Genomic DNA, 22,816 nt, shown 5'->3' with positions numbered 1-22,816 from the left:
GAAAACGGACGTAGGCCGGGCAAGCGAAGCGCCCCCGGCAACGAAACGGGCAATCACTCTTCCTTCGGCAAACACTGCAAATGACCGTGGCGCACGCCGCGCTGGGCGATGACGTCATCGGCAAAATGCTGAACGTCGCCCATATCGCCTTTCAGTACGGCGATCTCCAGACAGTCGTCGTGATTAATGTGTACATGCAGCGTCGCCACCGACAAATCATGGTGATGATGCTGAGTGGAAACGATGCGACTGGCTAAATCGCGTTTCTCATGCTCATAAACATACGAGAGCACCGCGAAGCCTTGGGTGCCGTGCTCCTGCGTGGCCTCCTGCGCCAGCGCGCCGCGCAGAATGTCACGAATCGCTTCGGAGCGGTTGTTGTAGCCCCGGCGCTGGCTCAGGCTATCCAGCGTTTCGAGTAAATCGTCATCAAGAGTAATAGTGACACGTTGCATCTGAATTAAACCTTTTCTGTCGCGCGACGGCGCACGGGAAATGCGGGAAGTACCGCATTTTGTAACACACGCCCGGCGTCAGAGGAAAAGGTTAATGTGTCACCTACGGTTCGCGTCTCAACAATCTGCCCTTCATCCATCACCATTACCCGGTGGCAAAAACGTTCCACCAGACGTAAATCGTGGGTGATAAACAGACAGGCGGTGCCGAACTGCTGTTGCAGCTTTTTGAGCAGACGAATGACGCCCGCCTGCAATACCAGATCGAGGTTGGAGACCGCTTCATCCAGAATCAGTAATTTGGGTTCGACCGCCAGCGCCCGCGCCAGGCAGACGCGTTGTAATTGCCCGCCGCTCAGCTGTGGCGGACGTTTATCCAGAAGCGTGTCGTCCAGATCCACCGCCCGCAGCATCTCGCTGGCGCGCGCGATTTGCTCGGCTCTGGAAAGCGACAGCAAATGGCGCATCGGTTCACGCAGGATCTCGCGTACGGTTTTACGCGGGTTTACCGCGCTGATTGAGTCCTGAAACACCATCTGGATATCACGGCGAAACGCTTTTTGTCTGGCCCGGTTAAGCGTGGAGAGCGGCTCGTCCTGCCAGCAGACACGGCCCTGCGTCGGCGATTCCAGCCCGACCAGCAGGCGGGCAAGCGTGCTTTTCCCGCAGCCGCTACGCCCCAATAACGCCACGGTTTCGCCGCTTTTCAGGCTTAATGACACCTCTTTCAGCACCGTGTGATGCTGATGTTTGCCGCTGAGGTTAGCGTGCGCGTATTGATGGGAAATACCGCTTACCGTCAGTAACGTCATGAGGCTAACTCCATACCGTACAGCGCGAGATGCGCCGAAACCAGATTACGCGTCACGCTATGCTGCGGGGTGCGGAATAACGTTTCAACGTCACCCAGTTCTACGATCTTGCCGTTGTCCATTACTGCCACATCGTCCGCCAGTCGCGCGACGACGCCCATATCATGAGTGACCAGCAGCATACCGGGCGCGCGGCTGCGCATAATGCTTTCCAGGAGATCGAGGATTCGTGCCTGGGCGACCACGTCCAGGTCGGTTGTTGGTTCGTCCGCGATGATGAACGGCGCGTCACACAGCAGCGCCATTGCAATCATCATGCGTTGCAGCATGCCGCCGCTCATCTCGAACGGGTAAAGCTTCAGCACCCGCGCGGCATTTTCCAGACCTACCGCCTCCAGCGCCGCGATAAGCGTGGCGTCATCCGCCGGTTTACCTGACGCCAGGCAGGTTTCTTTTGCGTGGGCCGCCATCGTGTGCAGCGGATTAAAGGCGCTGCGCGGGTTCTGCATGATGGTCGCGACCTTAATTCCACGCAGCTTGCAGGGGGAAATCGGCTGACCATCGGCCAGAATGGCGCCCGCTGTCTGACGCACGCCTGCGGGCAGGATGCCCAGCGCCGCCGCGCAGGTCAGCGATTTACCGCTGCCGCTGCCGCCTACCAGCGCCAGTACGCGCCCACGCCTGAGCGCTAACGACACGCCGTGCACCAACGGTCTGTCTGCTTGCAACACAATGTTTTGTAATTCAATTTGTTGTGGCATCAGTGGGCATGCTCCGTCACCAGATGAGGGTCAAGGTGATCGCGCAGGGCGTCACCCACCATGTTAAAGGCCATCACGCTGATAAACAGCGCCAGTCCCGGCCAGAACATCTGTAGCGGCTGAGTCCAGATATACTGGCGCGCATCGTTAATCATTACGCCCCATTCCGGCGTTGGCGCAGTGACGCCGAGGCCGAGGAACGACATCCCGGCGACGTGTAGCATCATATGGCCGATATCCAGCGTCGCCAGCACGAGCAGGGAGGGGATCACCGCCCCGGCCAGATGGTCGATAAACACGCGCACATGCCCGGCGCCGGAAAGGCGCGAGGCGAGCACAAATTCACGCTGGCGCAGGGAGATCACCAGGCTGCGCACCATCCGCGCATACCAGGCCCAGTGCGACAGGGCGATTGCGATGATGACGTTGGTCAACCCCGTCCCCAACACGCCCACGAGGAAAAAAGAGAGGATGGAGGTCGGGAACGTCATAAAGATATCCGCGACGCGCATGGTGAACTGATCGACGCGACCGCCCATCAGCCCGGCGCTGCCGCCGACGATCAGCCCCAGCGCTAACACCAGTAACAAACAGGCGATTACGGAACCGAGCGAGACGCGGGTTGCCGCCAGCAGGCGGGAGAAAATATCGCGCCCCAGATGGTCGGTGCCCAGCCAGTGCTGGCTGTCCGGCGACAGTAAACGTGACGGTAAATCAATCGCCTGCGGATCGTACGGCAACCACCACTGGCTGGTGAGCGCGATGATCGCCAGCAAAGCGATAATGAGGAGCGCCAGGCGCACCGGCCAGCGTGCAGAGAGAAAAAAATTCACGAATGCGCTCCTTCATGGCGACGAATGCGCGGGTCCAGCGCGGCGTTCAGCAGGTCAACAATCAGGTTACAGACCACGAAAACCACCACCATAATGAGCGTAAAGCACTGAATGACCGGGTAGTCGCGGTTAAAAATGGCTGACACCGCATAGCGCCCGACGCCCGGCCAGGCGAAGATGTTTTCGATAATCATCGTGCCGCCAATCAGTTCGCCAATGTGCATCCCGACGGCGGTAATCATGGGTAGCGACGCGTTACGCAGAATATGGCGGCGCTCGGTTTGTTTCGCGTTCAGGCCGCGCAGACGCGCCCATGTGACGTGGCGCTGCCCGGCGACTTCCAGCATGCTGGCGCGCAGCAGGCGGGCGTTAATCGCCAGCGACATAAACGCAATCGACACCGCAGGCAGAATGATGTGCTGCCAGCCGCCGTAGCCCATTGCCGGTAGCCACTTTAAATACACCGAGAAGAACATCACCAGCAGGAAGGCGAGCCAGAAGTTGGGCATTGATACGCCGAGAAACGCGATCAGCCGCACGATGAAGTCCGGCAGACGGTCACGATGGCGCGCCGCCCAGATCCCCAGCGGTACAGACGTGAGCAGGATCAGCACCAGCGCCGCGCCCGCCAGCTGTAGCGTGGCGGGCAGAAAGTTCAGTACGTCCTCCAGCACCGGGCGCTGAGTGGCGAAAGAGATGCCAAAATCCAGATGCAGCGCTTTCCACAGCCAGGAGCCGTACTGCACGACCAGCGGTTGATCCAACCCCAGCATAACCCGCGTGGAGGCGACCATCTCTGGCGTTGGCGGTAAGTTAGAGAGCCGCAGATAGTCGAGCGCCGGGTCGCCGGTGCCCATGCGCAGCATCAAAAAGATAATCACCGACGCGGCGAAAATCATCGGGATCAGCAGCAAAATGCGCCGCACAATATAACGCAGCATCAGGGTTTCACCGGGTTGATCTGTTCAAATGGGATCTCGGAGGTGATGGGCGCATAAGGAATTTTCCCCAGCTCGGGTTTCGCCACCACCATCATCGACATATAGCTGATGGGCAGATACACCGCATCGTTATGCAGACGCGTGAGGATGTCGCGATACAGAGACTTACGCTGCGCCTCATCGGTAGTGGTGAGCACCTCGCCAATTTCTTTATCAATTTGCGCTTTGTCCGGCAGCCCAAGCTGCGCCTGATAATCGGCGTGGGACGGTACGCGCATTGAGCTCATAAACGCATGCGGATCGTACGGCGCGCCCCAGGTGCGGGAGAAAATCATCCCGAAACGGCCATCGCGCATACGGGCATAAATACTGCTCTCTTCCTCGCCTACCAGCGACACATCGACGCCCACTTTGCGCATATCGGCCTGGATGATTTCCGCCATTGATTTGCTCAGCGCGTCGGTGCCGATATAGGCCAGCTCAACGTGCAGTGGCTGACCGGCTTTTTCACGAATGGTTTTCCCGGCAGGCAATCTCCAGCCCGCTTTTTCCAGCAGCGCGTTAGCCTGTTGGGGATCGTACTGGCGTGGTTTCAGGCCAATGTCGGCGTAAGGCACGGAGGGGGCAAACAGCGTATCGGCGATCTGCTGGGTGCCGTACAGGGCATTATCGATCAGCGATTTTTTATTTACCGCATAGTTCAGCGCTTCACGCACCGCCAGCTCGTTGGTTGGCGCTTTGGCGGAGTTCAGCGCCAGCATGACGGTCTCAACCGGCGCGGAAAGCTGGGTACGGTATTCCGGCGTCTGGCTGAAACGGGCGAAGGTATCGAGCGGCAGTAGTCCTTCATTGCCATACAGCAGGTCAATATCGCCGGTCTCAAAGGCTACCGCGCGGGTCGTCGGGTCCGGGATCACTTTAATCGTTATCTGGCGGATCGCAGGTTTTTCGCCCCAGTAGTGGTCATTGCGTACCAGCACGTCGTACTGGTTGAGCTTCGACGCTTTCAGAACCCACGGCCCGGTTCCGACAGGCGCTTTAATGCCGTTCATCGTTTCGTTGTTTTTAAACTGGGACGGGGCGATAAAGCGGAAAGGGCGCGGCAGGGCGAGTTCTTGCAGGAAAGGATAATAGGCGCTTTTCAGGGTGATTTGCAGTTCGGTTTTACTCAGCGCTTTGACGTCGGTGATTTGGTTCGTCAGCTCCAGCCAGGCATGGCGCTGGCGGTTATCAAGCACCGCGCGGAAGTTCTCTGCTGCGGCCTGGGCGTCAAATGCTTCGCCGTTAGAGAAGGTTACGTCATCGCGCAGCGTAAACACCCAGGTTTTGCCATCTGCCGAGTGGGTCCAGCTTTTTGCCAGCCAGGGTTTTACTGAACCATCCGCCTGATACTTCACCAGCGGTTCATACACCATGCTCTGGGCGAACATCTGGTTAGGCGTATAAAGGTGCGGGTTTAGCGGCCCTACGTTTACCGGCCATGCGGTGGTGATCTCGTCAGGTGCGGCGGCATGCGCGAGGAATGACGCACAGGCCAGCAGCGCAAAAAGTGTGCGGCGTAGTCTGGACAAAATGGTGGCCTCGATTAAAAAGAGGTACGACTAAATGAGTATGACGATTCTAAAGATTCATCATACTTTTGACGTGTTCTGGATCAATAGTTGGGCGGTCAAAGGGGGAAGGTATACGAAAATCATATGGTAGCGGCGGCGGAAGGGACACCGGGTGCGCCCCTTTTCCGCAATAAATTTACGCGATGGATTCCAGGCGCTGCACGCAATCAGCGGTCAGCGTGAACGGTGTCGGCGTGCAGACCGCCAGACTCAGGGTATCGAGCTGGCACTGGCTGACCGACAACGCCGAGTTGAGCGTGCTGTCCACGCTGACGATTTGCCAGGCGCTGCCGCCGCGCTGTTTTACGATAGCCTCTTTGCGCGTCCAGATGCGCCAGAACGCCGTCAGCTGTTGTTCGGGATGTTCGGCTTCTACTTCCGCATGTTCGCCAAGGCTGAACACCGCGTTGGCCAGCGACCGCCAGTTATCTCGCGGGCGGATCACTTCAATGTCGCAGCCGACTTCGCCCTCGTCGCTCAGCAGCAGGGCGATATCGTCCCCGCTATGACTCAGGTTAAACCAGAGCCGGGTGTCAGGAGAAAAAGCAGGTTTTCCCTGTTCGCCATACACAATCTCCGGCAATGGCGAAAGGGCATGGGAAAGCAGTACGCGACCGGCCAGCCAGCGCGCGCGGCGAGCGCCCTGCGGCGCCTGTGCGTACAGTGGCGACGGCAGCGCGCCTGTGCTCAGTGTCGAAACTTTTCCCAGAACAATCCGGTACATATCAGGGCCAACGTTTAATAATGATAGAAGTATTGATGCCGCCAAACGCAAAGTTGTTGCTTTGCAAAAATTCACAATCAATCTTGCGGGCTTCACCCATGATGTAATCCAGCGCGCCGCATTGGGTATCCGGCTGACTCAAGTTTAGCGTAGGTGCAAACCAACCTTCACGCATCATTTGCAGACTCATCCAGGCTTCCAGTGCCCCGCAGGCGCCAAGGGTATGCCCAAAGTAGCTTTTTAGCGAGGAGATCGGCACATTATCGCTATAAATTGCGGCCGTTGCCTGACTTTCTGCGATATCGCCCCGATCGGTCGCCGTGCCGTGGGCGGAAATGTACCCTATATCCTGTGCGCTTAAACCTGCTATTTTCAGCGATTGTTCCATGCAAATCTGCATGGTTTCACGCTGTGGCTGGGTGATATGCGCGGCGTCGCAGTTAGTGGCAAAGCCGATGATTTCGCCGTAAATGGTCGCCCCTCGGGCTTTGGCATGTTCCAGCTCTTCGAGAATCAGCGTCCCTGCGCCTTCGCCAATTACCAGACCGTCGCGCTTTTCATCAAACGGCGAAGGCGTCGTTTTCGGTTCGTCATTGCGCTGGCTGGTGGCGAACAGCGTGTCAAAAACCGCCGCTTCAGACGGGCATAACTCTTCTGCGCCGCCGGCGACCATCACCGTCTGGTAGCCGTGACGAATCGCTTCCCAGGCATAACCAATCGCCTGACTGCCGGAGGTGCAGGCGCTGGACGTCGGGATCACGCGGCCCCGCAGGCCAAAGAACAGCCCGGTGTTGACGGCGGTGGTGTGCGGCATCATCTGCACGTAAGTGGTGCCGGTGATGTTGTTGGTGTGTTTCTCCGTCAGCATGGTGGCGAATTCGCTCACCGGGCCGGTACTGCCGGTAGAAGAACCATAGGCAATCCCGGTTTCGCCGTTGGTCAGCACCGCATCGTCGATAAGCCCTGCCTGCTCCAGCGCCAGTTCGGTGGCGCGGGTGGACATGAGCGACACGCGGCCCATCGCCCGAATACGCTTGCGGGTATAGTGTGCCGGTAGGGTGAAATCATCGACTGGCGCGCCAAGCAGCGTATGCAGCCCGTCATAAACCTGCCATTCCGGCATCTGGCGCACGGCGTTTTCGTAAGCTTTCAGTCTGGTGGAAACGTCCTGCCAGTTCTCGCCAAACGCGGTGACGCCGCCCATGCCTGTAATCACAACGCGACGCGTCATAACATCCCTCCATTGATGGATATGACCTGGCGGGTAACGTAACCCGCAATATCCGACATTAAATAACTGGCCAGCCCTGCCACTTCATCTGCTTGGCCCATACGTTTCATTGGGATGATGGACATCGCCTCTTTCAGCGCGGCCTCTTCCATTGCGATCATGCCGGTGTCAATCAGCCCCGGCGCGATGCAGTTGACGGTGATTTTACGTTTTGCCAGCTCAATCGCCAGCGCTTTTGTCGCACCGATAATGCCCGCTTTTGCGGCGCTGTAGTTAACCTGACCACGGTTGCCCATCACGCCGGAAACGGATGACAGGGTAATGATCCGTCCACCCTGACGTGCGCTAATCATCGGCATGATGCACGGCTGAATCACATTGTAAAAGCTGTCGAGATTGGTGTGGATCACGGCATCCCAGTCGTCGTCGCTCAGCGCCGGAAAGGCGGCGTCGCGGGTGATCCCGGCGTTGCTGACCACGCCATACCACGGGCCATGCGCGTCGATATCCTGCTCCAGCACCTCGCGGCACTGCTCGCGACTGGCGACGTCAAAACTGAGCAGACGGCCTGCGCCGCCGACGGCGAGAATGGCATCCAGCGTTTCTTGCGCGCCCTGCGCGTCACGGTGATAGTGAACCCCGACAACAAAGCCGTCAGCCGCCAGTTGACGGGCGATGGCACGACCGATGCCTTTGCTGGCCCCGGTAACCAGAACGGAACGACTCATGTTGCAGCTCCCTGTTGAAATAGCGTGGTGAGTTCTTCCTGCGTGGGCTGGAACGTATTTACGCGGCCTGTCGCCAGCGTGTTATCCCCCACGTCGATTGTGCATTCAAAGCTGCCGAAACGCTCATCCTGCATGAGTAATGTGGCCCTGATGGTCAGCGTTTCCCCGGCGGGGAGGGCGCCTGCGGCGCAGACGAGTTCACGCGCGCCGAGCACCATGCCCAAAGAGATGACGCTCTGACCCTGTTGATGACGATGCCAGCCTGACCAGACGCCGACGGTTTGCGCCATCAGTTCCAGCGCGAACCAGCCGGGCAGATTGCCCTGCGGGTCAAGAAACGGGGCCAGCACGCCGCCTGGCGCCACGGTGACGCGGCAGGCGGCGGACTCGTCCGTGACGCACTCGACGTCTTCGAGCAGCAACATGGGGGCGTCATGCGGCAGATACTCGCCGGGTGATAAATAGCGACTCATGAAACCCTCCCGAGCAGAATGCTGGCGTTGTTGCCGCCAAAGGCGAACGAGTTAGATAAGATCACCGGGCGTTCAAGCGCGCGCGGTTGTTCGATGATGCCGCAGCGCGGCAACGCCGGGTCACGCGGCGAATCACTGAAATCCTGCGGCGGCAGCGGCAAGTCGCGTTGCAGTATCAACATGCTGAGGGCGGCTTCGGTGATTCCTGCTGCGCCCAGTGTGTGCCCGGTCAGATGTTTGGTGGAGCTACAGGGCACATTCTCGCCAAACAGTTCACTCACGACTTTCGATTCGATCTGGTCGTTGAGCGGCGTGGCGGTGCCGTGCAGGTTGATATAACCCACCTGCGTCGGCGTGATGCCTGCGTCATTGAGCGCCTGGGTAATCGCGCGAATCGCGCCTTCACCTTGCGGATGCGGCGCGGAAATATGGTACGCGTCGCTGGACTCGCCGACGCCCAACAGCGCGACAGGCTGCGGTTCGCGGGTCAGCAGCATCAGCGCGGCCCCTTCACCGATGGTAATGCCGCTGCGATCCCTGCCGAACGGCAGGCATCGCGTTGGAGAGAGCGACTCCAGGCTGTGGAAGCCGTTAATCGGCATCCGGCTTAAGGTGTCCGCGCCGCCGACAATCGCCACGTCCGCCAGACCGGCTTCGATCAGTCGGCGTCCGCTGATGATCGCTCTGGCGCTGGAGGAACAGGCGGTGGAAAGGGTGAATGCCGGGCCATCAAGCGCCAGCCAGTGGCTGAGAAAGCGCGACGGATCGCCCAGCTCCTGCTGCGGGTACTGCCAGGAGAGGCTTTCCTGGCCGTTTAGCGTCAGGTTGACATGGGCATCACCCTCGTCGAGGCCGGAGGTGCTGGTGCCGAGCACCACGGCGACGCGATCGCGGCCATACTGCGCGATGGCCTCATCCACCCGGGGCTGGATCTGCGCGAGCGCGGCCAGCAGCAGCTGATTGTTGCGCGAACGGTGAGCGGCAAAGTCATCGGGGATGGCGGGCAGTTCGCCGTCAACACCGGCGAGCACCGCCTGTGGATGCCCCTGTAGCCAGCCGGGGCGAGGGCGCATACCAGGCGCCACGCCGCGCGTCAGGTTCGTGGCGATCTCATCCGTATCGTTGCCCAGCGCGTTGATCATACCGATCGCAGAAATATAGATCATATCAGTCACCCAGATATTGAATGGTGATGTGGTATTTGAACACATGCTGCTCAATGCTGATTGGCTCGCGTTTGCCTTTGCGGTTCAGATAGATAATTTCCGTCACCAGCTTACCGCTGGCATTGCGCAGCTCGCGTTTGTCGCCGTTGTCGGTGAGCGTCCAGCCCGTCGGCAACTGCGGCTGCCAGGCGCTAATCGGCCAGTGGCTGAGCATTACGTCGGCCAGAACCTGGCTGGCGGGCGGCAGCTGCGGCACCACGATGGACTGCTCGGTGTGCAACCCTTTCTCATCATAGGTGACCAGGAACAGGCGGATGCCAACCGACGACAGTCCGGCAAGGGTGATTTTTTGCTCGTCGGCATTGAGCATCACCAGCAGCGACTGGGTTTTGCCGTTAAAGCTGCCGGTGAGCAGTTGTTGCGAACTGACCGCCGGAGAGATGCCCGGCGCAGGCAGCGTTACGCGCGCGCCGGGTTCCAGCCACGCCTGCGGGCGGCCTTCCGGCGCTTTCTGCGAGTGGCTGCATCCGGTCAGAATGAGCGCTGCGGTCATCAGCAGAAACTGCCGGATGGCACTACGCTTATCCGGCCTGCGGTTTGTGCGCTGGCGTAGGCCGGATAAGGCAAAGCCGCCATCCGGCAAAAGGTGTCTCAACCAGTGCGCTGTTTGTTTGATCATCTTCTTTTTTTCTCTTTTTTACCGGGCATTGCCAGAGGCGATAACAGAAATGCGGTGAAAATCCCGCTGACCAGTACGATACCGAAACTGCTGATGGCCTGGGTGGTGCTAAAGACCAGCATGCCGAGGGTCAGCAGCGTGGTCATCATCGCCAGCGTAATCGCCAGCAGCGAGGTCAACGGCGTTCCGCGTGGGTTGCTGAAAAACAGCGTATAGTTGATGCCAATCCCCAGCACCAGCACCAGCGCCAATAGCGAGAACAGATTGACCGCATGGCCGCTCAATGTCAGCGCCGCCAGACCGCAGCCCAGCGACAGCACTGACGGCACCAGGCTTACCAGCCCTTTGCGCCAGCCAAGCCTGATCATCGCGCCGCAGGCAATGACCGCCAGCGCCACAAACAGCAGTCCCGTCAGCACATTGCGATAGAGGGCGAACAGCGTGTCGAAGGTGCTTTTTCGGTCAACCCACGCCACGCCGGAATATTGCGTGGCGAGGGCGTTCAGCGTGGCGCTCCGCTTCACGCCGTCTACCGGCACCAGCACGCCGCTTTCGCCATTCTCCCGCGTCAGCCACAGCAGCCGCCAGCCTTCGCTGGCCGGGCTGGCAAGCCAGGCGTCCACCGTTACCGGCATGGCGTTCAGATCCGGGTTAACCGTGGAAAGCCCGGCATTCTGTAGCGCGCGGTTCACCGCCGGAGCGGCGTTTTTCAGTAGCTTCAGATCCTGCCGCTGACGGGCGAGCGAGTTGATCGGAAGCGTGCGATAGCCGCTGAGCAGCCCGTCACGCTTTGCCTGTTCCAGCGCTGGGGTAAAGGCTTCCAGCCGCTCCAGCGTTTGCTGTGCGGACTGACCGTAAACCACAAACCATTTCTGATCGACACTCTGCCCGGTCAGGGCGGTGATCGCTTTTTCCTGCGCCAGAATCTGCTGCGGCAGCGCCTGTAGCTGTGAAATATCGTCATCCACATGCAGCGTTGCGATGCCCGCCAGCGAGAAGATCGCCAGCGCCACAGGCAGGCCGATGGACAGTTTTTTATTGCGCCGCCACGCCGCCAGCCAGCGCAACATTAGCACCATTGCCGGAACGGGGCGCACAGGCAGCCCGCGACACAGCCACGGATGCCAGAAAATGACCGTCAGGCAGGAGGCGCTTAATCCCACGGCGGCAAATACCGCCATCTGGCGAATGCCGGGGAAAGGGGCGAGCATCATGATCAGATACGCCGCGACGGTGGTCAGCAGCGCCGGCAGCAGGGCGTTACGCACTTTGGCGAGGCTCTGCCACGGCGACGCGTCGTTGCCGTGCACCATGCGCTCGGTCAGGTAATAAAGCGTATAGTCGGCCGAAATGCCGATGATGCTCATGCTCATCACCAGCGTCATCAGGTGCAGCTCGCCGAAAATCAGCAGGGTGACGACGGTTCCGGCCAGCGCGCCGACGCCAATCGATATCAGGCACAGCAGCAGCGGGCGCAGCGAGCGAAAGACCGCCACGATCAGCAGAATCACGCCCAGAACCGTCGCCACGCCAAGGGTGGAGATATCCTGTTTCGCCTGCTGGCTGGCGTAATCACTGTAAAAAACCGTACCGCGCGACAGCAGCTGCGCCTGCGGATAACGCGTTTTTAGTTCACCTTCCAGCGCGCTGAGCGTGGTGACGAGCTGGTGCGTTTGCTGCATATCAAACGACGAACCGGCCAGCTCGCCGTGCAGCAGATACCAGTAGTGCCCCTGCTCATCCTGAGTGACCAGCCAGCCGTCCATCAGCCGCAGACGCTGGCCGTTTTTCGCCATCGCCAGCTGCGAACCGCGCATCAGCATCAGCGGATCGTTTTGCAGCTCTTTACCGCTCACCCCGGAGAAGGCGGAATACAGCTGAGACAGAATCCACTGCGCCTGCGCGTCGCCGCCGTTTTGCAGACGAGCGCGGGTGGCCTCATCGATCAGGCCGTTGCGATGCTGCCAGAAAAAGGCGCCCCATGCCTGCTGGCTGTCGGCGTCCATCGGGCCTTTGACGTCCGCCAGCGCGTGGGATTTTTGCAACAGCGCGAGCCAGTCGCGCGCCACCTGCGGATCGGCCTGTTTACCCGGGCTTACCAGCCAGACCAGCTGTTGGTCGAGGCGCTGCATGAAACCGTCGTTCAGGCCAGGCGGAATGTTCCCTAAAGCCTGTTTTGGCAGCATTGCCAGCACGCTGCTGTTCAGCCGTGACTGGGGCAGCAGCGTCAGCAATGCGCCCAACATAATCAGGCAGGCGACACCCCATAGCAGCGCGAGGCTTTTACGGTTATTGCGCGGTAAAACGTTGGCGTTCGTCATCGGTCAGTTGAGCGGGCGTCAGTTGGTGTTGAGTGAGTGCGATATCCGTGCGATCACCTTGTTTATCATTCAGTTGGATTGACTCCAGATACGTTTGTCCGGCCAGGTTAATCGTGGCGAAAATCTTGTCCAGCGGCGTGGTGATCGGCGTCAGCCGCAGCGCCCAGCGCCCCTCGCCTTTATCGGCGAAATCGACGCGGAAGTTCTGCTCCAGCACGCTGCGGTCAGCCTGGAACAGCGCGCGCAGCAGGTGGTTAAACTGGAACATCTGCGGGTTGTTTTCGGCGGTGATGACTTGCGGCGGCTGGCCGTTGATCACCTGTACCATCCGTTTGTCGTCCAGCAGCAGCTGCATCGGGAACGGGGCGGTTTGATCCCACAGCAGCCCCTGGTCGCGAGCGATCAGCATCCTGCCCTGGGATCGCAGCGGCTGCGGCAGATCCTTAATCGTCCGGGTTTGATCGAAGTGGGCGCGGACAACCGGCTGTTCGGTAAAGCGCTGTTGCAGATCGTCGAGCGTCAGAGCGCTCACGAACGGGCTGATGATCAGCGCCAGCAGCGGCAGGAATCTCATGGCGTTACTCCCATACGTTCAAACAAAATATCCGGGCTGACGAAGCACATCTCGCGGCTTTTCTCTTCTACCGCTACCTGGATGGTGTAACCCGTCGTGGCGCGTTTTCCCGTCTGCGCATCAAAAATTTCGTAGCCGATGCGCAGGCGGTTTTCGTACTCTTCAAGACGGGCGCGCACCCGAATGCGTTGTTCGAATGTCAGCGCGTTGCGGTACTTCACGCGGGTATCGACCACGGGCCACAGGTAGCCGGACGCTTTCATCTGGCGGTAGCCGTAGTCGAACTGGTTGAGCAGCGCCTCACGGGCAATCTCGAAGTAGCGGAAATAGTTGCCGTGCCACGCAACGCCCATCATATCGACGTCGTGGAACGGAATGGTCAGCTCTACTTCAGCAGTAAAACGGGGATCGTTAAGCACCCTTTACTCCTTGTTTTTGGCATCCGGCAGTTGCCAGAAATCGAAAAAATTAAACCAGTCGAGCGGCGACTGTAGCGCGTAGTGCTCAAGGCGTTCGGCGTAGCGGTCGATGGCCTGCTGTAATGCCTGCTGGCGTTCGGCGCGCGGCAACAGCAGCGGGTCGGCGAACGGTTCACAGTGGATATGCCGTTTCCCGTTCTGGCGCAGAGCGAAAATAAGCTGAACCGGGCAGCGCAGGATGGAGGCCAGAATAAATGGCCCCTGCGGAAACGGCGCGGGCTGACCCATAAAACGACTCCAGCAGACGCGCCACTCGCCGCCACGCTGTGGGTTAACCGCAATACGGTCGCCAACAATGGCGATCCACTCGCCGCGTTCCAGCTTCTCTTTCAGCAGGATGGCGGTGTCCGGGCCGATGTCGGTGACGGGCATCAGGTTCAGCCCGGCCTGCGGCGCCATCTCGTCCATGATCTGCTTAAAACGTTGGGCATTGTCGCTGAACACCAGAGCGTTGATGGTTTTGCTGCCCTGCAATTGCGCCAGCGCGCGGCAGGCTTCGACATCGCCCAGATGCGAGGCCAGCAGCAGTTTGCCCGTTGGCGCCGTGATGTTGAGCGTCGCTTCTGCGCCCGGCGCAAAGACCACATCGCGGCCAAACTGTAGCTCCCCGCGCCAGCTGGCGATTTTATCCAGCATCGCCTCGCCAAAACGCAGAAAGTGGTGGAAGCTGGTCAGCCGGGACGGAACGGGGCGCTGGTGTGACGTCAGTTGCGTTCGCACGCGGGTCAGCCAGTGTTGCGACGCGTTGCGGGCGTGCGCTGCCGTCAGCCAGTAGACGCCGACCACCGGATAAAGCAGCAGCGAGAACGCCTTACGCCCAAGCAGACGCCAGACCAGCAGCATCAGGCGCATTCCCCACAGCCCTTTAACTTCCTGTTGGCGCGCCCAGTGCGGCGACGAGCGGCGAAACAGCAAAGACGGGATGCGCGGCAGCATGCCGAAGAACAAGCGGGTGTGCATCAGTGAAATTCGGCAGTTGTCTTTTAGCGCGTCAAAATGGGACAGCCCGTCCAGCGGATAGGTAACGCGGGTTGGGACAAAATAGCTGGTGTTGCCCTGCCAGTAGAGGCGCACCATGACTTCGGTGTCGAAGTCCATCCGTTTGCCGAGCGTGACGCGCTGCGCCAGTTGCAGCACAGGGGAGACTGGGTACACGCGAAACCCGCACATGCTGTCTTTCAACTGGAACGAAAGCGTTTCAATCCATACCCAGACGTGGGTTATCCAGCGACCGTACAGGCGCGAACGGGGAATGGAATCGTCATAGATCGGCTGCCCGGAGATCAGCGCGGCTGGGTTTTCCTGCGCCAGTTCGAGCAGCTTCGGAATATCTTCAATGGCATGTTGGCCGTCGGCGTCCACCTGCACCGCGTGGGTAAATCCCGCGTCTGAGGCTGCCTGTAGCCCACGAATCACCGCAGCGCCTTTGCCCGCGTTTTCCGGCAGGCGGATCAGCGTCAGGTTCGGTTCCTGAGCCGCCAGCTGTGCTAATTCCCGATGTGTTGTTTCGTCACTGCCGTCATCCACCACAATGCAGGGCAGATTAAACGGCTGTAGTCGCGCCAGCACCCGCGCCATCATCGCGCCGTGGTTGTAGCAGGGGATGAGCACGCAGGGAGTGAAGGTCAACGGCATAACCGGATCTTCCCGCTGCTGGCGGTATGCCGCGCGTCGCCATCGTGGCGCTGATAGCTAAACGTCAGGAGCTGGCGGGTTTCCTGCCAGCTCAGGGTCAGCGTCACCGTGGTTTCAGGCAGCAGCGGCGCCTGGAATTTGACGTTCTGGATGCTGTGAAAACGCCAGCCGGGCGTGAGCAGCGTGGTGGCGTAATGCATCACCCAGTACAGCTGCGCGACGCCGGGCAACAGCGGCTGCACGGTAAAGTGGCCGCTGAACCAGAACAGGGAAGGGTCGAGATGCAGGACGATCTCAAGCTGTTGGGGTTGTGCCTGATGGCGCTCAATTTCATGGGGTATCATGAAATAACTCCTGTAATTGCGCATAGACACGCTTGTTCATACTGTTGACCGGGATCTCGTCGATCACGCGCCAGTAGCGAGGTACGGCAACCGGCTCCAGCCACGGCAGCAGCGAACGACGCCAGGTCAGCTCCTGGGCTTTGCCGCCGCAGCGCTGCCATTGTTGGCGGGTTTCGTCATCCAGCACCAGCAGAACGCCAATGCCCTGACGACCGCCGCGTGAAACAGGCAGCGCGACCGCCTCGCGGATGCCCTTCAATTCCAGCAGCCGCTGTTCAACTTCGCTGAGCGAGATCCGTTTCTCTTCAATTTTGACGACGCGCCCCCGGCGTCCCATCAGGCGGAACTGGCCGTTCTCATCAAAGTGGAGGATATCGTCGAGCAACAGGCCGTCCTGCTGCACGATCAGCGGCGAAAAGGCGCGAAATGCTTCGCCCTCCGGCTGAAAATGTACGCCGGGGAAGGGGAGCCAGGCGATCTCCTCCTGCTGGCGGTAGCGCCAGGCGAGAATGCCGGTTTCGGTGCTGCCGTAGATTTCATCCGGCCAGATATTGAGCCAGGCGGCGGTTTGCGTGACATCGCCCCAGGGCAGCATACCGCCTGCGGAAAGGATCATGTTGACCGGCGGCGGCGTGAGCCGGTGGTCGAGGCGTTTCAGGAACGCCGGACTGCTGATAAACGCATAGCGGTGGTCGTGGCTTAGCGCGGCAAGCTGCTCTGCGTAGTAGAGCATTGCGGCATGAAGCGGCAGGCCGAGCGCCATCGGTAGGAAAATACGGAAAGTCAGACCGTACAGATGTTGAGGAACGACTGACGCCACGACGCGACAGCCTGCCAGGCGGTCGGCAAAACGCATCGCCAGCAGTTCGGCCTCGCAATCCAGCCGCGCGATGGGTTTGATGATGCGCTTGGGCTGACCGGTGGAGCCAGAGGTAAACAATTCAACGAAGGCATCGGCGGCAATATCGTCGAATGTGAAGGCTTCTGCGCTGAACTGTCGTGATGTATTGACCACCAGCAGCGGGCCGTGCCAGCCAGACGTCTTATCGCTGAGCACGCCGTTGAACAGCGCGCGCTGCTCATCCAGCAGAGAGACGCGGTTATGCCCCGGAATAACGGGCGTTTTTCCGCTATGCAGCGTTGCCAGCAGCGCAACAATAAACAGATAGCTGTTCTCAAAACACAGCGCCCAGCGCTCGCCCTCCTGCTGTTGCAGGTGTTTCACCAACTGCGCGACGTCATGGCGCAGGTGGCCCAGCGTCCAGGTGTCCTCACCCAGCCAGGCAACAGGCGTTTCATCCGGGCGTGGCGCGGTGAGCCAGCGGGAGAGCGGAAGGGTCTGCTTCATTGTGTTTCTCGTTTAATCACCTGGCGGCGCACCAGCCACTCGCCCGCCATCAACGCGCCCATCAGCAGATAGGCAATCATGCCGTTCCAGGCGGTCCATAGCGCCATGTCGCCGTGTAGCGCGGTAAAGAGCGCAATACCGCCGTTGCCGATGAAAAAGGCGCACCAGATTTGTGTTACGCGACGGGTGTAGCGCACTGCGGCTTCCGGCAGCGCAGGTTCACGCAGTCGCGCCAGACGTTCGACAATCGGCATGGATGTCCACAGCGAGCCGCCAAAAACGGCAAGCATGACGCCGTTAACAACGACCGGGTAAAACAGCAGCAGTTGATGTGTTTTAAGCAGATAGCTGGCGACGCAAAGCGCTATGCCCGCCACCGCCGCCACCTGAGTGACGACGCGCAGCGGCCCCGCCTGTCGCCGGGTCTGACGAAAGCGTAAAAAGAGCAGCAACGCCATCAGCGGCAGCAGCCAGTGGAGGCTGTTATGCGTCAGCCCAAACCAGATCAAAAATGGCCAGGCCAGCAGCATCAGGCCGGTCAGCAACTGAATACCCATACGCGCGTGAGCGCCTGACATGGCGTATTACGCTTCTTTCAGCAGGCGTTCTACGGCGTCGACGACATCCTGCACGGTACGCACCGCTTTGAACTCTTCCGGCTTGATTTTCTTACCGGTTTTCTTTTGCAGATGCACGATCATGTCGACGGCGTCGATGCTGTCCAGCTCCAGATCTTCATACAGGCGCGCCTCAGGTTTGATGTCCTGAGGGTCGATTTCAAACAGTTTGACCAGAAGCGCGGAGACTTCTTCATAAATGGCATGTTGTTCTGTCATAACGGACTCGCCTCAGGCTCGTTGAGCGTGAATGAAAGATGCCAGCGTGGCGACGGAAAAGAAGTGCTGACGCATCTCTTCGCTCTCTGCGGAGAGCACCACGCCATACTGGTTTTTCACCGCCAGCCCCAGCTCAAGGGCATCGATCGAATCCAGTCCTAAACCATCACCAAAGAGCGCCGCCTCGGTATCGATATCGTCAGCGGACAGCTCGTCCAGATTCAGCGTATTTATTATGAGATTTTTAATTTCAAGGTAGAGCGCTTGCATCATTAATTCCTGAAAGAGGTGTAGCACCTGGTTGTAATTGAAGCAAAAGATGCCGGTTCAACTGCCTTGCCGCCAGCGCCGGTTCTTGTAAATTTGCATCGTTAAACGGGTCGATCGCGATCCGCTCGCGTACCTCTACGGTAAACAGAGGTTTCGCGGGAGGCACGTCATACCATTTGCTCTGCTTATCCAGCAGATGCTCGCTACAGTGGATAGTCACTACGCGTAAATCGCTGCCGCAGCGCACGGCGATATTGGCCGCGCCGCGTTGCAGCGTCATTTTTTCACCGGGTCGCGTTCGCGTCCCTTCGGGGAAAATCAATATTGTGTCGCCCTGATCCAGACGCTGCTGGCAGGCCGGTAACAGCGCGTCGGCCTGGCTGTTGATCAGGTAATCCGCCGCGCGAATAACGCCGCTGACGAACGGGTTTTTCAGCAGTGCGCTCTTCACCAGGCAGTCGGTTTCGGGCATGACGGAAGCCAGCAGCACGTAATCGATAAGCGTGGGATGGTTCGCCACCACCAGACACCCTTTCTCCTGTCGCAGCACGTCGCTCCCCTCAATGCGGTAGTCCAGAACGCCAAGCGTTTTCGCTACCGTTAAAAAGGCGCGAAAACTGGCCGCAATGCTGCGACGGGCCAGGCGGCGGCGTCTGACGGGGTTCCATACCAATAGTAACAATAAGTTGAACCACACGACAGAAAGCAACAGCCCGCCGATGCCGAACAGGGCAAAACAAAAACCGGTCATCACCAGTCGCCATGCCCAATCCAGGCGCGCCAGAAGCGTGTTCACGCGCGGCTCCACTGCCACTCTACCCGCTCGCCCGGCAGCGTAAAGGCGTCGGCGTTTTGTAAGTAACGTTGTAAAAACAGCAGGCTTTGCGGAAGCGGCGTTTCATCCTGAGGCGTACCGGGCTGCGTGGCGCAGGACAGCGTATTCCCCGCTTCAATGACAAAGGCGACGGCGTAAGGCCAGCTCGGCATCTGCGGCGGTAATCGCGGATGGTAAAACTCGGGTAGGAAGCCGTCGAAATCGACCATCAGTACCCGCTGATAACCCGCCTGAAGCAGGCACATCACTTCGCATAACCCTTGCTGGAAGGTGTCTCTCCCGGCGGAAAGCGAGGATGAGACAACTGGCTGTTTTGCGGCAATGGTCAGATTACCGACCGCGGAATTGTGTACTGACAGGGCGAAATCGGTGGGAGAGAGCGCCTGTTCCATCGCCAGCGCGTGCAGGATGCGGTAGTTACGCTCCAGTTCGCCGTGGCGGCTGGTATAGAGCACCGCGTCGATATCGTGGCGACGCAGCATGGCCAGCCCGCACTCTACCGCCAGTTTGCTGCCGGAACTGAGCCGCCGGGCGGTCATCATCGGGAGTTCGTGCAGTTTTGCCTGCGGCGCGGCGGGATCGATGGCGTACGGCTCCCGCGACCACTGCTGCCAGTGGGTCGCTTCGCTAAGTCCTGGGGCTCTGGCCTGCCAGTCTGTTATGTTTAGTGCAAATTTCATCAACGCGCGTCCGCGGTAATCCGGTGATACCAGTGACGTTTTTTTAACGTCACTTTGTTATTTTTTCTTTTGGCATATCAATAAAGTATGCCCAACGCCCAGGTTGTCATGGCGTTCATCCACCTGGAACCCTGCCATGTCCAGATAGTGATAAAACTTCTCTACGCTGTAGAAACGGCTGTTGCCATTTGCCATACAGGTAAAATAAAGCGAAGACGCATTCAGGCTAAAAGAGGCCGCTTCAAATTTCTGCGCATCCCAGAACAGCTCCATAATGCACAGCCTTGCGCCGGGTTTCATCACTCGGGCAACGTTACTGAGCATGGTGATAATCTGTTCCGGTGAAAAGCAGTCCAGAAATTGGCTCATCCACCAGATATCGGCCTCTCCAGGTAAAGGCGTATCACCCAGCATATCCACTGCATGGAAATCTATGCGATGAGATAATCCTGCATTTTCGATATTTTTACGGGCAAGTGCAATTTGTTGTGGCAAATCTAATAAAGTGACCGCGATATTTTCATCGTACTGGCAGCAGCGTAATGCCCATTTCCCGGTATTTCCGCCCACATCGTACAGGGTTGCCGGGCGACTGGCGAATACATAAGGCAACGCGGCGTCAAATGCGCCGTCGGAATAGTAATGATCGAAGGCGAACCAGCTGTCACGCGCCGCCTGCGGTAATTGCGACAACGCGGGATAAATCGTTGGCCAGTCGCCGAATATTTTCAGTCCTGACGGTTTGCCTTCCTTTAGCGCATTTTCCAGATAAAACAGCCCCTGATAGCAAACATCCTGGGTGAAATCCATATTTATGCGGGTCATGGCGTCATGCAGAAGAAAATGCCCCACCTTCGCGAGATAATAATGCCCCTCTTTGTGAGTAATAATACGTCCGCTTAATCCCATATCCAGCAGTACGCTGGCGGCATATTCATTGATGCTGCTGTTTTCAGTGATATCGTCGAGCGTTGCGCCGCGTTTACCCTGCCGATCCAGATATGTCAGCACACCCGCGTTACGCAGACACAATGCGGCCTGGAAAAGCATGGGGGCGAAGGCGATACGTTGTGCTTCCGTGATGGCATCCAGTGCGCTGAGCGAGTCCTGTTCGTACATAATGGGGACAACCTGTTAAGAGGGGGTAAAAGCGAGTTATCGGGCCGTCTTCGACCCGACTTTAATAATCCGCGTCATCTTTCAGGCCGCCGCTTTTGACGCGTGAACGTTCAGCTCAATGCCACCTGAATGAAAGTGCGTACCGCCTGAATTACAGACCCGCGCCTGCGGACAAGTTAACCTGGATGTCTTTGTCCAGGTTATGTACCCAGCGGTTGTAGTTTTTGTGAATTTTGCCGCCGGAAGCCTGCAAATTGAGGCTGCTGTCGTATTTGATGTCGTAGCCGGTGGCGGAGTAGGTAATGCGCACTTCAGCGACGTGGTTGCGCGTCTGCTGACGTCCTTTGATAACGCCAGGCCCGACTTCAGACATGATCCATTGGCGTTGAACGCCAGCCTTCAGAATGGCGTTTTTGACCTGCTCCTGAGTATGGCCCGCGCTCACGCTGGAGTGAACCTGATCGATAGGCGCAGTACGCGCGCAACCCGCCAGAGCACCCACAACCGCAATAGCGGCAAACCATTTAATGAATTGTTTCATGAAAACTCCCTATCAATTAACTAGTTGACTAATAATGTGCTTATTAATTTATTAATAACGAACGCCAGCCATAATGGCGTCGGTTTTTATTTTATGCATTTTTCATTTCACGCGAAAACCGGCTGAATGCGATATTGTTATATCTGTTTGAGTTAAGTCGCTTTATTCCGGTGAATGCTGTTTCTTATTTATTAAATAACGGGCGGCAGGACATATTTCATTTAAGGTAAACTGCCACATATATTTAAAACGCATGACAGTTTACCGGGCAGGTGCGTAGATAAAAACTACCCTGGTTGGTAGGTAAATTAATTATCCGGGCAACCGACTTTTCGGGCGACCCGGCCCCAGTAAAATCGCCAGCTTGCTGCCGCCTTTGGTGGTCTCCATCCAGATTTTACAGACGCTGGTAAGCGGAACGGAAAGCAGCATCCCTACCGGGCCTAATAACCATCCCCACACCAGTAAAGAGAGGAACACCACCAGCGTGGACATTCCCAGGCGGTGGCCCATCATGCGCGGTTCCAGGATATTGCCGATGATCATATGCACCACCAGAAAGAGCGCGCCGACCAGAACGCATTCGTAGAAACCGTTGAACAGCAGCGCCTGAATCATCGGCGGCACTGCTGAAATGACCGAACCAATATTAGGGACATAGTTGAGTAAAAACGCCAGCACGCCCCACATCAGCGCAAACTGGATGTCCATCAGCGCCAGCCCCAGCCAGACAATCACGCCGGTCCACAGGCTCAGCAGCGTTTTCAGCGCCAGATAGTGCGACACGCCTTTGAGCGCCCGGTGTAAACCCGCAATGTGAATTTGCGGGTTGTTCAGCGCGAAACGCAGTTTGTAGGGAACGTGGCGGACTTCGAACAGCATAAACACCACCGTCATCACCAGCAGGACTACGCTTGCCATCGCCCCGGAAAGGCCGGTCATCAGTGTGGTGGTGAAGGTCATCAGTTTATCGGAGTCGATGCGTTGCAGCAGGCGTTCCGGCGACATGTGCAGGTTGAGGAAGGGCAGCATCTCCTGCAAATGCAGAACCTTACGCGTCAGCTCCTTGTTGTATTTCGGTAGCATGGCGACGAATTCATTGATTGACGCAGCCAGCACGCCGATCAGCGCCGTCAGTACGATAAGCATCACGACCACCACGAGGGTAATCGCCACCGGGCGGTTAACGCCGCGACGAATAAACCAGGTTACCAGCGGGTTGAGGACAATGGCGAAAAAGAGCGCCAGTAAGAGCTGCACAATAATATCTGCTGCGGCATGGAGCCCTGCCAGTATGACGACCAACGACGCCAGTTTGAGCAGAATATGCATCCCCGTTTTGTCGGGGTGAGGGGTTGTCATGTCATCTTCCTTTTTGCATTTTTTCTAAGTGTAGCGCCTGGTCTGAGACCAATATT

26 protein-coding genes are annotated in these 22,816 nt (G+C 58.4%); all 26 read right to left on the bottom strand.

Annotation, left to right across the window (positions count from 1 at the left end; genetic code table 11):
* Positions 1-53: 53 nt before the first annotated feature.
* A complete protein-coding gene (gene nikR, locus CKO_RS21035; RefSeq protein ID WP_012135616.1) occupies positions 54-455 on the bottom strand; it encodes a nickel-responsive transcriptional regulator NikR in 402 nt (133 codons plus the stop codon).
* A 5-nt stretch (positions 456-460) separates the two neighbouring features.
* Complete coding sequence (gene nikE / locus CKO_RS21030; protein WP_012135615.1) at positions 461-1,267, bottom strand: nickel import ATP-binding protein NikE; 807 nt, start codon at positions 1,265-1,267, stop codon at positions 461-463.
* Entirely contained in the window at positions 1,264-2,028 is a 765-nt protein-coding gene (nikD, locus tag CKO_RS21025) for a nickel import ATP-binding protein NikD (RefSeq protein ID WP_012135614.1), read from the bottom strand. The genes nikE and nikD overlap by 4 nt, the downstream gene beginning before the upstream one ends.
* On the bottom strand, positions 2,028-2,861 hold the full coding sequence (gene nikC, locus CKO_RS21020; RefSeq protein WP_012135613.1) for a nickel ABC transporter permease subunit NikC: 834 nt from the start codon (positions 2,859-2,861) through the stop codon (positions 2,028-2,030). The genes nikD and nikC overlap by 1 nt, the downstream gene beginning before the upstream one ends.
* Positions 2,858-3,802 (bottom strand): nickel ABC transporter permease subunit NikB, encoded by a 945-nt coding sequence (gene nikB / locus CKO_RS21015; RefSeq protein ID WP_012135612.1) that lies wholly within the window; start codon positions 3,800-3,802, stop codon positions 2,858-2,860. Before nikB ends, nikC begins: the two co-directional genes overlap by 4 nt.
* Entirely contained in the window at positions 3,802-5,376 is a 1,575-nt protein-coding gene (nikA, locus tag CKO_RS21010; protein WP_024131037.1) for a nickel ABC transporter substrate-binding protein, read from the bottom strand. The genes nikB and nikA overlap by 1 nt, the downstream gene beginning before the upstream one ends.
* Positions 5,377-5,551: 175 nt before the next feature.
* Positions 5,552-6,139, bottom strand: coding sequence for a 4'-phosphopantetheinyl transferase AcpT (acpT, locus tag CKO_RS21005; RefSeq protein ID WP_012135610.1), 588 nt, complete (start codon positions 6,137-6,139; stop codon positions 5,552-5,554).
* A 1-nt stretch (position 6,140) separates the two neighbouring features.
* Positions 6,141-7,370, bottom strand: a complete 1,230-nt coding sequence (locus tag CKO_RS21000; protein ID WP_012135609.1) for a beta-ketoacyl-ACP synthase — start codon at positions 7,368-7,370, stop codon at positions 6,141-6,143.
* Entirely contained in the window at positions 7,367-8,098 is a 732-nt protein-coding gene (locus CKO_RS20995; RefSeq protein WP_012135608.1) for a 3-ketoacyl-ACP reductase FabG2, read from the bottom strand. The genes CKO_RS21000 and CKO_RS20995 overlap by 4 nt, the downstream gene beginning before the upstream one ends.
* On the bottom strand, positions 8,095-8,571 hold the full coding sequence (locus CKO_RS20990) for a hotdog family protein (RefSeq protein ID WP_012135607.1): 477 nt from the start codon (positions 8,569-8,571) through the stop codon (positions 8,095-8,097). The genes CKO_RS20995 and CKO_RS20990 overlap by 4 nt, the downstream gene beginning before the upstream one ends.
* Positions 8,568-9,737, bottom strand: a complete 1,170-nt coding sequence (locus CKO_RS20985) for a beta-ketoacyl-[acyl-carrier-protein] synthase family protein (RefSeq protein WP_012135606.1) — start codon at positions 9,735-9,737, stop codon at positions 8,568-8,570. The genes CKO_RS20990 and CKO_RS20985 overlap by 4 nt, the downstream gene beginning before the upstream one ends.
* A 1-nt stretch (position 9,738) precedes the next feature.
* Positions 9,739-10,290, bottom strand: coding sequence for a DUF3261 domain-containing protein (locus tag CKO_RS20980; RefSeq protein WP_096753934.1), 552 nt, complete (start codon positions 10,288-10,290; stop codon positions 9,739-9,741).
* Positions 10,291-10,412: 122 nt separating this feature from the next.
* Entirely contained in the window at positions 10,413-12,737 is a 2,325-nt protein-coding gene (locus tag CKO_RS20975; protein WP_012135604.1) for an MMPL family transporter, read from the bottom strand.
* Positions 12,706-13,311 carry a LolA family protein gene (locus CKO_RS20970; RefSeq protein ID WP_012135603.1) on the bottom strand — a complete coding sequence of 202 codons (606 nt, stop codon included), beginning with the start codon at positions 13,309-13,311 and terminating at the stop codon, positions 12,706-12,708. The genes CKO_RS20975 and CKO_RS20970 overlap by 32 nt, the downstream gene beginning before the upstream one ends.
* A complete protein-coding gene (locus CKO_RS20965; protein ID WP_012135602.1) occupies positions 13,308-13,730 on the bottom strand; it encodes an acyl-CoA thioesterase in 423 nt (140 codons plus the stop codon). Before CKO_RS20965 ends, CKO_RS20970 begins: the two co-directional genes overlap by 4 nt.
* 3 nt (positions 13,731-13,733) lie before the next feature.
* Positions 13,734-15,425: a glycosyltransferase family 2 protein gene (locus CKO_RS20960; protein WP_012135601.1), complete on the bottom strand. Its 1,692-nt coding sequence runs from the start codon at positions 15,423-15,425 to the stop codon at positions 13,734-13,736.
* Positions 15,416-15,769, bottom strand: a complete 354-nt coding sequence (locus CKO_RS20955; RefSeq protein WP_012135600.1) for an ApeI family dehydratase — start codon at positions 15,767-15,769, stop codon at positions 15,416-15,418. The genes CKO_RS20960 and CKO_RS20955 overlap by 10 nt, the downstream gene beginning before the upstream one ends.
* Positions 15,756-17,117: a class I adenylate-forming enzyme family protein gene (locus CKO_RS20950; protein ID WP_012135599.1), complete on the bottom strand. Its 1,362-nt coding sequence runs from the start codon at positions 17,115-17,117 to the stop codon at positions 15,756-15,758. The genes CKO_RS20955 and CKO_RS20950 overlap by 14 nt, the downstream gene beginning before the upstream one ends.
* The gene (locus CKO_RS20945) at positions 17,114-17,695 is read right to left on the bottom strand and encodes a COG4648 family protein (RefSeq protein ID WP_024131036.1); all 582 of its coding nucleotides are present in this window, start codon (positions 17,693-17,695) and stop codon (positions 17,114-17,116) included. Before CKO_RS20945 ends, CKO_RS20950 begins: the two co-directional genes overlap by 4 nt.
* A 6-nt stretch (positions 17,696-17,701) precedes the next feature.
* Positions 17,702-17,953 (bottom strand): acyl carrier protein, encoded by a 252-nt coding sequence (locus tag CKO_RS20940; protein ID WP_012135597.1) that lies wholly within the window; start codon positions 17,951-17,953, stop codon positions 17,702-17,704.
* Between the two features lie 12 nt (positions 17,954-17,965).
* Positions 17,966-18,223 carry a phosphopantetheine-binding protein gene (locus tag CKO_RS20935; protein WP_024131035.1) on the bottom strand — a complete coding sequence of 86 codons (258 nt, stop codon included), beginning with the start codon at positions 18,221-18,223 and terminating at the stop codon, positions 17,966-17,968.
* Complete coding sequence (locus CKO_RS20930; protein WP_228096617.1) at positions 18,204-18,974, bottom strand: lysophospholipid acyltransferase family protein; 771 nt, start codon at positions 18,972-18,974, stop codon at positions 18,204-18,206. The genes CKO_RS20935 and CKO_RS20930 overlap by 20 nt, the downstream gene beginning before the upstream one ends.
* A gap of 41 nt (positions 18,975-19,015) precedes the next feature.
* The gene (locus CKO_RS20925; RefSeq protein WP_012135594.1) at positions 19,016-19,738 is read right to left on the bottom strand and encodes a beta-ketoacyl synthase chain length factor; all 723 of its coding nucleotides are present in this window, start codon (positions 19,736-19,738) and stop codon (positions 19,016-19,018) included.
* A gap of 57 nt (positions 19,739-19,795) precedes the next feature.
* Positions 19,796-20,857, bottom strand: coding sequence for a class I SAM-dependent methyltransferase (locus CKO_RS20920; RefSeq protein WP_012135593.1), 1,062 nt, complete (start codon positions 20,855-20,857; stop codon positions 19,796-19,798).
* A 151-nt stretch (positions 20,858-21,008) separates the two neighbouring features.
* Positions 21,009-21,386, bottom strand: coding sequence for a hypothetical protein (locus tag CKO_RS20915; RefSeq protein ID WP_125337100.1), 378 nt, complete (start codon positions 21,384-21,386; stop codon positions 21,009-21,011).
* 324 nt (positions 21,387-21,710) lie between these two features.
* The gene (locus tag CKO_RS20910; protein WP_012135589.1) at positions 21,711-22,760 is read right to left on the bottom strand and encodes an AI-2E family transporter; all 1,050 of its coding nucleotides are present in this window, start codon (positions 22,758-22,760) and stop codon (positions 21,711-21,713) included.
* Positions 22,761-22,816 lie beyond the last annotated feature (56 nt).

It is taken from the genome of Citrobacter koseri ATCC BAA-895 (assembly GCF_000018045.1).
In the GTDB taxonomy this organism is placed as follows: Bacteria; Pseudomonadota; Gammaproteobacteria; order Enterobacterales; family Enterobacteriaceae; genus Citrobacter_B; species Citrobacter_B koseri.
Note: the sequence above shows the minus strand (reverse complement) of the source record. Positions and strands in the feature narration are given on the sequence as shown.